Annotated in this window: 11 protein-coding genes and 1 pseudogene; 9 read left to right on the top strand and 3 right to left on the bottom strand. The window is 66.9% G+C overall.

What is annotated here, in order from left to right; all coding sequences use genetic code 11:
* Positions 1–106: 106 nt before the first annotated feature.
* The 6 genes and pseudogenes from JZZ72_RS28310 to JZZ72_RS17250 form a co-directional block, all read left to right on the top strand.
* Positions 107–676 (top strand): annotated as a pseudogene (locus tag JZZ72_RS28310) (methyl-accepting chemotaxis protein); the annotation flags it as partial.
* A 113-nt stretch (positions 677–789) separates the two neighbouring features.
* Positions 790–1,842 carry a tetratricopeptide repeat protein gene (locus tag JZZ72_RS17270; RefSeq protein WP_054915374.1) on the top strand — a complete coding sequence of 351 codons (1,053 nt, stop codon included), beginning with the start codon at positions 790–792 and terminating at the stop codon, positions 1,840–1,842.
* A 117-nt stretch (positions 1,843–1,959) separates the two neighbouring features.
* The gene (locus tag JZZ72_RS17265) at positions 1,960–3,588 is read left to right on the top strand and encodes a response regulator (RefSeq protein ID WP_088515376.1); all 1,629 of its coding nucleotides are present in this window, start codon (positions 1,960–1,962) and stop codon (positions 3,586–3,588) included.
* Positions 3,585–4,367: an endonuclease/exonuclease/phosphatase family protein gene (locus tag JZZ72_RS17260; protein ID WP_043862922.1), complete on the top strand. Its 783-nt coding sequence runs from the start codon at positions 3,585–3,587 to the stop codon at positions 4,365–4,367. Before JZZ72_RS17265 ends, JZZ72_RS17260 begins: the two co-directional genes overlap by 4 nt.
* Positions 4,364–5,575 (top strand): cardiolipin synthase ClsB, encoded by a 1,212-nt coding sequence (gene clsB, locus JZZ72_RS17255; protein WP_054915377.1) that lies wholly within the window; start codon positions 4,364–4,366, stop codon positions 5,573–5,575. The genes JZZ72_RS17260 and clsB overlap by 4 nt, the downstream gene beginning before the upstream one ends.
* Entirely contained in the window at positions 5,572–6,540 is a 969-nt protein-coding gene (locus tag JZZ72_RS17250) for a lysylphosphatidylglycerol synthase domain-containing protein (RefSeq protein WP_058540675.1), read from the top strand. Before clsB ends, JZZ72_RS17250 begins: the two co-directional genes overlap by 4 nt.
* Here the strand turns inward: JZZ72_RS17250 and JZZ72_RS17245 are convergent.
* Positions 6,492–8,573 carry an ATP-binding protein gene (locus tag JZZ72_RS17245; protein ID WP_058540719.1) on the bottom strand — a complete coding sequence of 694 codons (2,082 nt, stop codon included), beginning with the start codon at positions 8,571–8,573 and terminating at the stop codon, positions 6,492–6,494. The genes JZZ72_RS17250 and JZZ72_RS17245 overlap by 49 nt on opposite strands.
* A 23-nt stretch (positions 8,574–8,596) precedes the next feature.
* Positions 8,597–9,058 (bottom strand): nucleoside deaminase, encoded by a 462-nt coding sequence (locus JZZ72_RS17240; RefSeq protein ID WP_229589252.1) that lies wholly within the window; start codon positions 9,056–9,058, stop codon positions 8,597–8,599.
* 147 nt (positions 9,059–9,205) lie between these two features.
* On the opposite strand from JZZ72_RS17240, the gene JZZ72_RS17235 reads away from it, so the two are divergent.
* Positions 9,206–9,910 (top strand): type 1 glutamine amidotransferase domain-containing protein, encoded by a 705-nt coding sequence (locus JZZ72_RS17235; protein WP_043862926.1) that lies wholly within the window; start codon positions 9,206–9,208, stop codon positions 9,908–9,910.
* Positions 9,911–10,050: 140 nt separating this feature from the next.
* Positions 10,051–10,857, top strand: coding sequence for a CSS-motif domain-containing protein (locus tag JZZ72_RS17230; RefSeq protein WP_043862927.1), 807 nt, complete (start codon positions 10,051–10,053; stop codon positions 10,855–10,857).
* Positions 10,858–10,924: 67 nt separating this feature from the next.
* Here the strand turns inward: JZZ72_RS17230 and hppD are convergent, their stop codons facing one another.
* Positions 10,925–12,001, bottom strand: coding sequence for a 4-hydroxyphenylpyruvate dioxygenase (gene hppD / locus JZZ72_RS17225; protein ID WP_054915379.1), 1,077 nt, complete (start codon positions 11,999–12,001; stop codon positions 10,925–10,927).
* A 405-nt stretch (positions 12,002–12,406) separates the two neighbouring features.
* Here hppD and JZZ72_RS17220 point away from each other — a divergent pair, with 405 nt between their 5' ends.
* Positions 12,407–13,966: an EAL domain-containing protein gene (locus tag JZZ72_RS17220; protein WP_058540674.1), complete on the top strand. Its 1,560-nt coding sequence runs from the start codon at positions 12,407–12,409 to the stop codon at positions 13,964–13,966.
* The last annotated feature ends 3 nt before the right edge of the window (positions 13,967–13,969 follow it).

Genomic DNA, 13,969 nt, shown 5'->3' with positions numbered 1-13,969 from the left:
CAACTCCGAAGACGCGGCCCAGGCGGCCCGCCAGGCCGACGAGGAAGCCAGCGGCGCCTCGGGCATCTCGCGCAATGCCATCGTGCAGATCGAGGCGCTGGCCGGCGAGGTCGGGGTGTCGGCCGAGTCGATGAGCCGCCTGCACCAGGAAATCGACCGTATCGCCAGCGTGCTCGGGGTGATCAAGGCCGTGGCCGGGCAGACCAATCTGCTGGCGCTCAATGCCGCCATCGAGGCGGCACGTGCCGGCGAGGCCGGGCGCGGCTTCGCAGTGGTGGCCGACGAGGTGCGCAGCCTGGCCCAGCGTACCCAGCAGTCTTCCGAGGAGATCGAGCACCTGATCGGCGAGTTGCAGCGCATTGCCAACGAGAGTACGCAGATCATGCAGTCCAGCGTGGAGCAGACCCAGTCGACCGTGACCGGGGTGCGCAACACCGGCGATGCGCTGGCGGCGATCACCCGGCAGGTCTCGGACATCCAGCAGATGAGCCTGCGCATCGCCAGCGCCGCCGAAGAACAGACCACGGTGGTCGAGGAAATCACCCGCAACGTGCTGCATGTGCGCGAAACCGCCGACCAGTCGGCACTGGCCAGCAGCGAGATCGCCAGCTCCAGCGTCGAACTGGCGCGCCTGGGCAGCGACCTGCAGAGCCTGGTGGTGCATTTTCGCACCTGACGGCTCGCGGCACGGGCTGCGGCGCAGGGCGCGGGCAGGTGAAGGGGGAAAACGGATTGACTCCGTTTCCTGGCTGACCCAAGCTTGCCCCACCCCGCCTGCCCGGATGCCGCATGTCAAAACCGCGCCTCTATACCCTGCTCAGCCTGCTCGTGCTGCTCGTCATCGGGCTGGGCTACGGCTGGCTGGGTGACGCCCCGGCCCCCGCGCCGGCCCCCAGCCATGGCTACACCAAGGCGCTGACCATGGCCCATGAAGGGCAGCCGGGGGCGGCGCGGGTGCTGTACCAGCAACTGGCGCGCGCCGACCTGTCGGGCATTCGCCGCGCCAGCCTGCATGCCGAGCTGCCCAACTACCCTTCGCCGCTGGCGCTGAAGCTGGCCGACCAGGACCTGAGCCACGACGACCCGCTGGTGCGCCGCGCGGCGATCGCCAGCATCAGCGCGCTGGTGCCGGCGCCGCAGCGCAGCGTGCTGCTGGGGCCGATGCTCGAAGACCCCGAGCAGAGCGTGCGCTTTGCCGCGGTCGATGCGCTGCTGGGGCTGGGCCCGGACGATGTCGGCCTGTACTACGGCCCGCTGCAGCAGGCACTGGAGCAGTACCAGCAGGCCTTGCTCAAGCAGCTCGACGATGCCGCCGCCCAGGTGCACCTGGCCCGGCTGTACGTGCACGAGGGCCATGACGACGAGGCGGCGCAGGCACTGGAGCGAGCGCTGGCGCTGGCCCCCGACGACCTCGAGGCACTGGCGGCCAAGGTGCGCCTGCTCGACAGCCAGGGCCACGCCGATGCCTCCCGCGAGCTGCTGGCCCAGGCGCTCAAGCGCCACCCCGACTCGGCCTTCCTGCAACACGAGCTGGGCCTGTGGCTGATGCGCCACGACCAGCACGAATACGCGCTGCTGGCGTTCGACCGGGCCCTGGCGCTGGACCCGGACAACGCCGAGTATCGCTATACCCTGGCGTTGACCCTGCACAGCCTGGAGCAGGTCGAGGTGGCGCAGAAGCAGCTCGAAACCCTGCTCGCCCGCCAGCCGGCCAACCGCAAGGCGCGGGTGCTGCTGATCGGCTACTGGAAAGAGACCGGCCAGCTGCAGAACGTGCAGGTGCTGCTGGCCCAGCTGGAGCAGCAGAACCCGGACGATCCGCTGGTGCAGCAAGGCCTCTGAGGCCCCTCGTCCGGGCTCCCGCAAGCGTTTTGAACCCCGCCGAAAGTGGCGTGTCCAGTGATAGTGCATGGATAAAAAGGCAATCGCCTGGCTGTGCGTTATCAAAGGAGATCGCCCGTGAACAATTCGGTGCCAAACGGCGAACGCGCACTGATACTTGCCCCGCCCACCCTCAGCCGCCTGGCGCTGAACCTGTTCGACGAAGCCGGCATACAAGCGCTGGCCACCCGCGACCTGGACGAGATGGCCGATGCCCTGGGCCAGGGCGCGGGGCTGGCCATCATCGCCGACGAGTCCCTGGGCGGCTTCGTGCAGTCGCCCGTGCACAACTACCTGCGTACCCAGCCCGCCTGGTCGGACCTGCCGGTGGTGCTGCTGACCAGCCCGGCCCGGGCGCCGGACGCCGACCTGCACACGGCGCTGGGCAACCTGTTCCTGCTGGCATGCCCGTTCCAGCCCAGCGGCCTGCTGGCCCTGACCCACGCTTCGCTGCGCGCGCGCCGTCGCCAGTACCAGGCCCAGTACAGCGCGGCCCGCCTGCAGGACCTGGAGCAGCGGGTGGAAGAGCAACTGCGCCACCTGCGCGAAGACGAACAACAGCTGCGCCACACGCAGAAGATGGAAGCCATCGGCCAGTTGGCCGGCGGTGTGGCCCACGACTTCAACAACCTGCTTACCGGCATCGGCGGCAGCGTGGAGCTGATCCGCCGGCGCCTTGCCCAGGGCCGCCAGGAAGACCTGCCCAAGCTTATCGACATGAGCCTGGGGGCGGTGCAGCGCGCCGCCAGCATGACCCATCGGCTGCTGGCATTCTCCAGCCGTCAGCCGCTGGATGCGGGCCCGGTCAGCCTGGCCAGCCTGCTGGACGGCGACCAGCTGCGCGCCCTGCTGACCCCGCAGATCGACCTGCAGGTCAGCCTCGACGCCGACCTGTGGCACATCGAGGTGGACGCGCAGCAGTTGCGCGAAGCCATCGACAACCTGCTGAGCAACGCCCGTGATGCCATGCCCAACGGCGGTGAGCTGCGCATCCACGCCGGCAACCGTCGCCAGGGCAAGCCGTTGCCTGGCGGGCATCCGCTGGCCAGCGGCGACTATGTACTGCTGAGCGTGCACGACAACGGCTGCGGCATGCCGCAAAGCAGCGTGGACCGCGCCTTCGACCCCTTCTTCACCACCAAGCCCATCGGCCAGGGCACGGGGCTGGGCCTGTCGATGGTGTATGGCTTCAGTCGCCAGTCCCAGGGGCACGTGGCGCTGTACAGCAGCATCGGCCATGGCACCCAGGTCGAGCTCTACCTGCCGCGTCATGTGGGGGATGTACAGGGCGCGCCAGCGCCCGCCCCCGGCCCGCCGCCGGAGGCCAATGGCAGCAACCGCGTGCTGATCGTGGAGGACGACCACACGGTGCGCCAGCTGGTCCACGAGACCCTCGCCGAGCAGGGCTACCAGTGCTGCGAGGTGGCCGACGCCAGCCTGGCACTGTCGGTTCTGCGCTCCGACCGGCCGATCGACCTGCTGATCAGCGATGTGGGGCTGCCGGGGATGAACGGGCGCCAGCTGGCGGAGATCGCGCGCAAGCTGCGCCCGGGGCTGAAGGTGCTGTTCATCACCGGCTATGCCGAAAACGCCACCTCGTGCCGGGGCTTTCTCGACCCGGGCATGCAGATGATCAACAAGCCATTCAAGTTCACCCAGCTGACGCGCAAGGTGGCGCAGATGCTCGGCCCGGGCAACGCCCCATGAGCCTGCCCCAGCCCCCGCCGGTGGCCGGCCGGCAGGTCACCGAGCACGCCGTGCGGGTGCTTACGGTGAATGTGCACAAGGGCTTCAGCGCGTTCAACCGGCGTTATGTGCTGCCCGAGCTACGCGAGGCCGTGCGCAGCCAGGACGCCGACCTGGTGTTTCTGCAGGAGGTGCTGGGCAGCCACCGTGGCCATGCCAGTCGCCACCCGGACTGGTCCCACGTGCCGCAGTACGAGTTCCTGGCCGACAGCCTGTGGCCGCAGTACGCCTACGGGCGCAACGCGGTGTACCCGGACGGCGAGCACGGCAATGCGCTGCTGTCCAAGTTCGCCATCCGGCATTACGAAAACCTCGATGTGAGCGTGACCGGCAGCGAGCGCCGCGGCCTGCTCCACGCCGTGCTCGATGTTCCCGGCCAGCGTCCGCTGCACACCGTGTGTGCGCACCTGGGGCTGGACGAGCGCCAGCGCGTCAAGCAGTTGCGCCTGCTGTGCCGGCTGCTGGACAGCCTGCCCGCCGAGGCGCCGGTGATCGTGGCGGGCGACTTCAATGACTGGCGCCAGCGCGCCGACCAGCACCTGGCCGGCTGCGGCCTGGTGGAGGTGTTCACCCAGGCCCACGGGCGCCCCGCACGCAGCTTTCCGGCGCGCTGGCCGCTGCTGTGCCTGGACCGTATCTATGTGCGCAACGCCCAGGCCCGGCAACCCCGGGTGATGGGGCGCAAACCCTGGTCGCACCTGTCAGACCACTTGCCGCTGTTCGTGGAGGTACTGCTATGAAGGCCGACTGGCGCGAGGATAACGAGGTGCAATTGCTGATCAATGGCGAGGCGTACTTCCCGGCCGCCTTCGAGGCGATTGCCAATGCCAGGGAGCAGGTGCTGCTGGAGACCTTCATCATTTTCGAAGACAAGGTCGGCAAGCAGCTGCAACAGGTATTGATCGAGGCAGCGCAACGCGGCGTGCAGGTGGAGGTGCTGGTGGACGGTTATGGCACCGCCGACCTGAGCAACGCCTTTCTGCTGGCGCTGAGCCAGGCCGGTGTGCACCTGCAGGCGTTCGACCCGAGCCCGCGGCGGCTGGGGCTGCGCACCAACCTGTTCCGCCGCCTGCACCGCAAGATCCTGGTGATCGACGGGCACACTGCCTTTGTCGGCGGAATCAACTACAGCGCCGACCACCTGGCCGACTTCGGGCCGATGGCCAAGCAGGACTACGCCGTGCGGGTACGGGGGCCGATCGTGGCCGACCTGCAGCAGGCCACCCTGACCCTGCTCGACGCCCAGCGCGCCCGCCCTGTGCGGCCCCGGGGCTGGTGGCGCCGGGCGCCGCCGATCAGTGCCGACAGCGTGCAGGCGCGCATGTGCCTGTGCATCCGCGACAACGCCGAGCACCCCACCGACATCGAGCAGCACTACATGCGCGCCATCGTCACCGCGCGCGAACGGATCATCATCGCCAACGCCTATTTCTTCCCCGGCTACCGGATGCTGCGGGCCCTGCGCAATGCGGCCCGGCGTGGCGTGGACGTCACCCTGATCCTGCAGGGCATGCCCGACATGCCGCTGGTGCGGCTGTGCTCGCGCATGCTCTACAACTACCTGCTGCGCGACGGCGTGCGCATTCACGAGTACTGCGAGCGCCCGCTGCACGGCAAGGTCGCGGTGGTGGACCGCGAGTGGTCCACGGTTGGGTCGAGCAACCTCGACCCGCTGAGCCTGTCGCTGAACCTCGAGGCCAACCTGGTGATCCGCGACCAGGCCTTCAACCAGCTGCTGGGCGAGCACCTGCAGGCGCTGGCCCACAGCCAATGCAAGCCGGTGACCCTGCAACGGGTGCTGCGCGGCTACTGGTGGCGCGCGCCGCTGATCTTCATGGCGTTCCACTTCACCCGGCTGTTCCCGGCCATCGTCGGCTGGCTGCCTGCGCACCAGCCCCGGCTCAAGCCGCTGCAGCCGCCAGCGGCGCTCCAGGAGCCGCTGTCATGAAGCTTTCCGGCACACACTGGCAATGGGCGCGCCGGGCCCTGACCCTGGCGTTCTTCATCCTGATACCGACATTGCTGTTCATGTTGCTGCGCAACCAGGACTGGGGCGAGGTGCGTCACGCCCTGGTGTCCTACCCGCCCGGGGTGTTGCTGCTGGGCGGGGCGATTGCGGCGTGCAGCTTCGTGCTGTTCAGCTGCTATGACCTGCTGGGGCGGCGCTACACCGGCCACCAGCTGCCGGCGCGCCAGGTCGTGCCGCTGGCCTTCGTGTGCTACGCGTTCAACCTGAACCTCAGTGCCTGGGTGGGCGGGGTTGCCCTGCGCTATCGCCTGTATTCGCGCCTGGGCCTGGATGTACCGACCATCAGCCGCCTGCTCGGGCTGGGCCTGGTGACCAACTGGCTGGGCTACCTGCTGGTGGCCGGCAGCCTGTTCGCCTGTGGCCTGCCGCGCCTGCCGGCGGGGATGGAGATCGGCACCGGCGGGCTGCGCGTGATCGGTGTGCTGATGCTGCTGGCCGCTGCGGCCTACCTGGGCGCCTGCGCGTTCGCCAGGCGCCGCAGCTGGCAGGTGCGCGGGCAGGTGCTCACGCTGCCGGGCATCCGCCTGGCACTGCTGCAGGCCGTCATGGGGGCATGCAACTGGCTGCTGATGGGGCTGGTGATCTACACCCTGCTGCCGGACAAGGTGGGCTACCCGAGCATCGTCGGGGTGCTGATGATCAGCAGCATTGCCGGGGTGATCACGCATATTCCGGCAGGCCTGGGGGTGCTGGAGACGGTGTTCATCACCCTGCTGCAGGGCCAGTACGCCAAGGGCACCCTGCTGGCGGCGCTGATTGCCTACCGCGTACTGTACTTTCTGCTGCCGCTGCTGGTGGCCTGCGTCGTCTACCTGCTGCTGGAGCGCGTGGCCAGTCAGGGCGCCGGCGTGCCGGCCCCCGGCCCGCGCGACTCGGCGCGCTGAAGCATGGCCTTGACCTTGCGCTGCAGGCGGTCCAGCGGGAACGGCTTGGTCAGCAGTTCCACCCCCGCCTCGAGGGTGTCGCGCTGGGCGATGGCTTCGTCGGTGTAGCCGGTGATGAACAGTATGTTCTGCTGCGGGTTGTGCCGGCGCACCTCGCTGGCCACCTGGCGCCCACTGAAACCGCCGGGCAGGCCGATGTCGGTGATCAGCAGGTCGACCGGCGGGCCGGCCAGGCACGCCGCCAGGCCTGAACGGCCATCCACGGCCTCGATCACGTCGTAGCCTTCCTGTTGCAGCACCTCCTTGATCAGCATGCGCAGGGTCGGTTCGTCATCGATCAGCAGGATCCGCCCCTTGCCCGGCACGCTGGCCTTGGCCGGCACCGGTACGCTGGCCGCAGACTGGCTGTCGGCGCCACAGTAGCGTGGCAGCACCAGCCTGATGCGGGTGCCGCCGGTATCGGACGCCTCGATCCACACCCGCCCGCCCGACTGACGCACGAAACCGTACACCATCGACAGGCCCAGGCCGGTGCCCTGGCCCACGGGCTTGGTGGTGAAGAAGGGTTCGAAGGCGCGCTCCATCACCTGGGGGCTCATGCCCTGGCCATCGTCCTCGACCGTCAGCGAGCAGTAGTCGCCAGGGGGCAGGCCGTCCCTGCCTGCGACCCGGGCATCGTAGCGTTCATTGCCGGTACTGATGGTCAGGCGCCCGCCGGCGCGCATCGCATCGCGTGCGTTGATGCACAGGTTGAGCAAGGCGTTTTCCAGCTGGTTGGCGTCCACCAGGGTGCGCCACAGCTGCGGCTCGACCTTCAGCTGCAGGGCGATGTCCGGGCCCAGGGTCTGGCGGATCAGGGCGTCCATGCCGTGCACCAGGGCATTGAGGTCTGCCGGGCGCGGGTCGAGGGGCTGGCGCCGGGCGAATGCCAGCAGGCGGTGGGTGAGCACCGCCGCGCGCTGGGACGCCTCCTTGGCGGCGGCGATGTAGCGATCCAGGCCGTCCAGCTGACCACTGCCGATACGCCGCTCGATCATTTCCAGGCTGCCGCTGATGCCGGTCAGCAGGTTGTTGAAGTCGTGCGCCATGCCGGCGGTCAACTGGCCCACGGCATCCATCTTCTGGCTCTGGCGCAGCAGTTCCTCGGCTTGCACCAGGGCCGCGGCGCGCTCCTGGTCCAGGGTGATGTCGTGGCCGATGGCGGTATAGATGCCGGTGCTGGGCACGATCGACCAGTTGAACCAGCGGTAGTGGCCGTCGCGGTGACGGTAGCGGCACTTGAAGCCCTGCACGGTCTGCCCGGCCCGCAGTTGCTGGTGCACCGCTTCGATGCCCGGCCGGTCGTCGACATGGCACAGCTCCAGCACCGGCCTGCCGATGAACGAATCGTCCCAGCCCAGCAGCTCGCGACCGCAGGCATTGATGGCGTAGATCTGCAGGTCTTCGCGCACCAGCATCATGATGTCGCTGGACAGCTCCCAGATGCGCTCGTGGTCTGCGGTCTGCTCCATGATCTTCTGTTCGAAGGCATCGGCGCGTTCGCGCCACACCTGCTCGTTTCTGACCGTCTCGGTGGTTTCGAACACGGTGTTCAGAAAGCCCGCCACCTGGCCGGACTCGTCGCGCACCGGGCTGTAGCAGAAGGTGAAGTACGCCCGCTCCACGTCCCCGTTGCGGTCGGTATCGAGCGCGAAGTTTTCCATGAACACCGCTTCGCCGGCGTAGGCCCGCTGCGCCAGGGCGCTGATATCGTCCCACACGTCGCTCCAGATCACGCTCAGCGGCTTGCCCAGCGGCGCCGGCTTGGCGCCGAGCAAGGGTACGAACGCGTCGTTGTGGATGCTGATCAGCTCGGGGCCCCACACCAGGCAACCCGGAAACTTGGAAGCCAGCAGCATGTCCACGGCGATGCGCAGCGAAGCCTGCCATTGCGGCGCCGGCCCCAGGGCGGTGCGGCTCCAGTCGAACTGGCGTACCGCATCGCTCATGCCGCCCGACAGGTTCGGGGCCGCTTCAGAGTGGGGGGTGTGCATGATCGGGTGCGCTTCCTTGGGGCTCAAGGCTCGGACTGCTCGCCGATATCTTCGTTCCAGAGCTGGGGGTGGTCCTCGATGAATCTGCGCATCAGGCCGGTACAGGTGGCGTCATGCAGCACCTGCAGGTTCACGCCACGGCTCTGCAGCAGGTCCTCCTCGCCCAGGAAGGTGTGGTGCTCGCCGATCACCACCTGCTTGATGCCGTACAGCAGGATGGCGCCGCTGCACATGGCGCAGGGTGACAGGGTGGTATAGAGGGTGGCGTCGGCGTACACGCTGGCGGGCTGGCGCCCGGCATCTTCGAGCGCGCTCATTTCACCATGCAGTATCGCGCTGCCCTGTTGCACCCGGCGGTTGTGGCCGCGTCCGATGATCCTGCCCTGGTGCACGATCACCGAGCCGATGGGAATGCCACCTTCTGCCAGGCTCTTCCGCGCTTCGTCGATGGCGGCCTGCATGAACGGATCGGTGTGTGTGGACATGATGGCGGTGACTCCTGTGACAGCGGCTGTATGGGTGGAAACTAGCACAACGCCCTGGGCGATGGCGGGTTTTGCGGCCGCGACTATGCTCTATAGGTTTGCTTCGCCCCACCCCTCCCCGCGCCCGATCACCAGAGGAACGCTGCAATGAGCAAGAAAGTACTGGTAGTGCTGACCAATACCGCCAGGTATCCGAGCCTCAAGCGCGCCACCGGGCTGTGGCTGGGCGAAGCCGTGCACTTCGTTGCGGTGATCGAGAAGGCCGGCTACAAGGTGGACTATGTGAGCCCCGCCGGCGGCTACGTGCCGATCGACCCGCACAGCCTGAGCATGGCCCCGGACCTGGATTGGCAGTGGTACGACGACAAGGCGTTCATGAACCGCCTGGGCGCCACCCTGGCCCCTGACCAGGTCAAGGCGCAGGACTACCACGCGATCTATTTCACCGGCGGCCACGGGGTGATCTGGGACTTCCCCGACAACACGGCATTGCAGGGCTTGGCGCGCCAGATCTTCGAGGCCGGCGGCGTGGTGGCCTCGGTGTGCCATGGCGCGGTCGGCCTGCTCAACATCAAGCTCAGTGACAACACCCTGCTGCTCAAGGACCGCGAGGTTACCGGGTTCTCCAACGTCGAGGAACAACTGGTCGAACTGGACAAGGTGGTGCCGTTTCTGACCGAGAACGAACTGGCCGCGCGCGGTGGCCTGTACAGCAAGGCCGAGGACCCCTGGCAGGAATACGTGGTGCGCGACCAGCGCGAGGGGCGCCTGATCACCGGGCAGAACCCCGCCTCCTCGGCCGCTGTCGCACGCCAGGTGCTGGCAGTACTGGCCGCATCGAAGGCAGGCTAGCCCCCCGGAGTGTCGACGAATAGCACGGCCAATGTCGTCGCGTCTTACAAGGGCAAACTACGCCCCTCACTTATGCTGAACGGCATCCGCTCAAGATGCCCGCGCGCCCCTGCGGCCCGCTCTGTCAACATAGGTGAATCATGCCCCGTCACAAATTTCGCGCTGGCCGTGTGCTGCTGGAACTGCTGGTCATCCTGTTGATCGGCCTGACCCCTGTGGGGTGCGGCCTGTTGATCATGAGCTGGCAGGTGGAAAAGATGCTGGCCGAGTCGACCCTGGTCTCGATCCAGCACACCCAGCAGGACATCGATCGCATCCTCGACTCGCTGCACAATGCCAGCAACAAGGTGCTCAACCTGGCGGACTTCCCCTGCCCGCGGGCCCTGCCCAGCCTGCGTACCGAAGTGGTGATGCGCCCCGAGCTGCGCTCGCTGGTGCTGGTGCGCGAGAACCGGGCCTACTGCAGCACGGTGCACGGCGAGTACCAACTGCTGGTCGACCCGGGCAGCTTCTTCAACCAGCGCCTGCGCCTGGAGCCGGGCAACGATGTGACCCCGGACTCGGCCATCCTGTATTACCGCCTGCAGGAGTACCCGCTCGGCGTGCTGGCCCTGGTCGACGCCAAGACCCTGCAAGCCACGATGCAGCGGGTAAAGGCCAGCGCCAACCTGGTGCTGCAGTTCGGTGACGATTACCTGTGGAGCGAGGGCAGCACCTTCGACGACGTGCTGCCCGATCACTCCGAACAGCATGTCCGCGTGCTGTCCGCCAGTTACGGGTACACCATCCATGGCGGCTACCCGGACGGCCATATCTGGCAGGCGATGCTGTCCAACGCCCAGGCCATCATCCCGTCGTTGCTGCTGGTGGGTGTCATGACCTCGGCAGCGGTGTACTGGACGCTGTTTCGCAACCGCCGCGCGCCGTCGGTGCGTCGTTACGGTTGAGGCCGGCGCAGGCACAAAAAAAGGCCATCGAGGCATGCTCGATGGCCTTTTTGCATACGCGCCGCGTTTATTCGGCGGTCAGTACACCGCGGCGAACCTGGTCGCGCTCGATGGATTCGAACAGGGCCTTGAAGTTGCCCTCGCCGAAGCCGTCGTCACCCTTGCGCTGGATGAACTCGAAGAACACCGGGCCCATCAGGGTTTCGGAGAAGATCTGCAGCAGCAGGCGCTTGTCGCCCGCCTCGGACGAGCCGTCCAGCAGAATGCCCCGCGACTGCAGCTCGCCCACCGGCTCGCCGTGGTTCGGCAGACGGCCTTCGAGCATTTCGTAGTAGGTGTCCGGCGGTGCGGTCATGAAACGCATGCCGAGCTTTTTCAGCGCGTCCCAGCTCTTGATCAGGTCGTCGGTGAGGAAGGCGACGTGCTGGATGCCCTCGCCGTTGAACTGCATCAGGAACTCTTCGATCTGGCCGGCGCCCTTGGAGGACTCCTCGTTCAGCGGGATACGGATCATCGCGTCGGGGGCGGTCATGGCCTTGGAGGTCAGGCCGGTGTACTCACCCTTGATGTCGAAGTAGCGGATCTCGCGGAAGTTGAACAGCTTCTCGTAGAAGCCGGCCCAGTAGGCCATGCGCCCGCGATACACGTTGTGGGTCAGGTGGTCGATGATCTTGAGGCCGGCGCCGACCGGGTTGCGGTCCACGCCTTCGATCCACTTGAAGTCGATGTCGTAGATCGAGCTGCCTTCCTCGAAACGGTCGATCAGGTACAGCGGCGCGCCGCCGATACCCTTGATCGCCGGCAGGCGCAGTTCCATCGGCCCGGTCTCGATCTCGACCGGCTGGGCACCCAGCTCCAGGGCACGAGCATAGGCTTCATGGGCATTGCGCACACGGAAGGCCATGCCGCACACCGACGGACCATGCTCGGCGGCAAAGTAGGACGCCACGCTCTTGGGTTCGTTGTTCAGGATCAGGTTGATGCCGCCCTGACGGTACAGGTGCACGTCCTTGGAGCGGTGGCTGGCGACCTTGGTGAAGCCCATGATCTGGAAGATCGGCTCCAGGGTACCCGGGACAGGTGCGGCCAGTTCAATGAACTCGAAGCCCATCAGGCCCATCGGGTTTTCGAAGATATCTGCCATGTTCGTTTCCTCATCATCAAAGCGTTCAAATCACAGGGGTAGCTTGCTGTCGATGTGGAGCGAACGTGGCGGCGCGCAGGAGATGCCCCTCACACTGCGGGCGAGGTAGTCACCATAAATCAGTTTGAACCCATGACACTTCATATGGGACCTATTCTCGGCCGTCTGATCCTCCAGTGGCGAAGGACCTTATTATTGTATGCGTAACGCGATTCTACAGGGCGTAAGAAAAATTGTAAGTACTTTAGTGCCCGGGCCTGCCGACAGCGGCAGCCTCCCCTGCAGTACATCAGGCTGACGCCTCAGCTGTATACGGGCCGATGAACGGCTATGCTGTGCGCTCAGGGGTACCAGGGAAACCCTGCCCTTGAAATCATCCGCGCTCATCCCGCACAGGTAGACACCATGCCCCTCACGAAAAAACGCCCCGGTCGCTGGACCCTGCGAGCCCTGCTGCCATGGCTGGTGGGGGCGATACCGGTGGTGTCCGGCGTGCTGATCATGCACTGGCAGGCCCAGCGTGAGCTCGAGGCCAGGGCCGCGAACACGGCCGCCCTGGTCACCGGGCACTTCGAACGCATCCTCGACAACATCGCCGGCGCCGCCCAGGCCCTGCTGCCCCTGACCCGCCAACCCTGCGCAGAGGCCACGCTGGCCCTGCGCGAACAGGTGACACGCGGCTCGTTCGTGCGCTCCAGCAACCTGTTTCGTGACAATGACCTGTACTGCAGTTCGCTTTTTGGCAACTTCAGCGAGCCGGTGGATGCCAAGGACTATGTCGATGGCAGCCTGTGGCTGATGAACGGCAACTCGGTGACGCCCGGCCATGCACTGCTGGCCTACCGGCTCAGCAAGGGCAACGACGGCGCCATCACCACCGTCGATGGCGACCACCTGAGCAGCGCCCTGGAGCTGCTCGACCAGGGCACCACCCTGGTGCTGCAGGTAGGCCCCAACTGGATGGGCGAAGACGGCGTGGTGCACCAGGGCCCGCCCCCGGTGTTTGCCGTGGCGCCGACGCAGCAGGCCTCGCAGCGCTATCGTTTTTCGGTGCACAGCGGTTATGCCGCTGGCGAACCCTGGCGCCTGATGCGCGCCGAGTACCCGGGGCTGTTCGGCCTGGTGACCCTGCTGGGCGTGATGGCCGGCGCGGCCTGCCGCTGGCAGCTGCGCAGGGCCAGTTCGCCACGGGTGGAGCTGCAACGGGCACTGGAGGCCGACGAGTTCATCCCGTACTTCCAGCCGGTGGTGCGCGAGGGTGACTACCGCTGGGCCGGCGCCGAGGTGCTGATGCGCTGGCAGCACCCGCGCGAAGGCATGGTGCGCCCTGACCTGTTCATTCCCTATGCCGAGCACAGCGGCCAGATCGTGCCCATGACCCGGCGCCTGATGCAGCGCGTGGCCGAAGGCCTGGCGCCCCACGCCCAGAGTTTTGGCGACGGCTTTCATGTGGGCATCAACATCACTGCCGATCACTGCCAGGACATGGCCCTGTATGACGACTGCCGCGATTTTCTCGCCGCCTTCCCGCCTGGCCGGGTGATCCTGACCCTGGAGCTGACCGAGCGCAAGCTGGTGGTACCCAGCGACACCACCGAGCAACTGTTCGCAAGGCTGCAGGCCCTGGGGGTGATGATCGCCATCGATGACTTCGGCACCGGCCAGTCGAGCCTGGGCTACCTGCGCCAGTTCAAGGTCGACTACCTGAAGATCGACCAGAGCTTCGTGGCCATGATCGGCGTCGATGCCCTGTCGCTGCATATCCTCGACAGCATCATCGAGCTGTCGGGCAAGCTGGGCCTGGGCATCGTCGCCGAGGGCGTGGAGACCATCGCCCAGCGCGACTACCTGGCCCGGCACCGGGTGGACTTCCAGCAGGGCTACCTGTTCGCCCGGCCGATGCCGTTGGCCGAGTTCGTGGCTGCATTGGGCACACAGCCGGTTGCCCAGGTGACGCGCCCCTGAGAT

The organism is Pseudomonas palmensis (genome assembly GCF_017848315.1).
Lineage (GTDB): Bacteria > Pseudomonadota > Gammaproteobacteria > Pseudomonadales > Pseudomonadaceae > Aquipseudomonas > Aquipseudomonas palmensis.
This window is presented reverse-complemented; position numbering and strand designations above follow the sequence as displayed.

Bases quoted from the DNA above. Each gene is read 5' to 3' on its own strand.
- JZZ72_RS17270 (WP_054915374.1), top strand. From the start codon at position 790: ATGTCAAAACCGCGCCTCTATACCCTGCTCAGCCTGCTCGTGCTGCTC.
- JZZ72_RS17260 (WP_043862922.1), top strand. From the start codon at position 3,585: ATGAGCCTGCCCCAGCCCCCGCCGGTGGCCGGCCGGCAGGTCACCGAG.
- clsB (WP_054915377.1), top strand. From the start codon at position 4,364: ATGAAGGCCGACTGGCGCGAGGATAACGAGGTGCAATTGCTGATCAAT.
- JZZ72_RS17250 (WP_058540675.1), top strand. From the start codon at position 5,572: ATGAAGCTTTCCGGCACACACTGGCAATGGGCGCGCCGGGCCCTGACC.
- JZZ72_RS17245 (WP_058540719.1), bottom strand. From the start codon at position 8,573: ATGCACACCCCCCACTCTGAAGCGGCCCCGAACCTGTCGGGCGGCATG.
- JZZ72_RS17240 (WP_229589252.1), bottom strand. From the start codon at position 9,058: ATGTCCACACACACCGATCCGTTCATGCAGGCCGCCATCGACGAAGCG.
- JZZ72_RS17235 (WP_043862926.1), top strand. From the start codon at position 9,206: ATGAGCAAGAAAGTACTGGTAGTGCTGACCAATACCGCCAGGTATCCG.
- JZZ72_RS17230 (WP_043862927.1), top strand. From the start codon at position 10,051: ATGCCCCGTCACAAATTTCGCGCTGGCCGTGTGCTGCTGGAACTGCTG.
- hppD (WP_054915379.1), bottom strand. From the start codon at position 12,001: ATGGCAGATATCTTCGAAAACCCGATGGGCCTGATGGGCTTCGAGTTC.
- JZZ72_RS17220 (WP_058540674.1), top strand. From the start codon at position 12,407: ATGCCCCTCACGAAAAAACGCCCCGGTCGCTGGACCCTGCGAGCCCTG.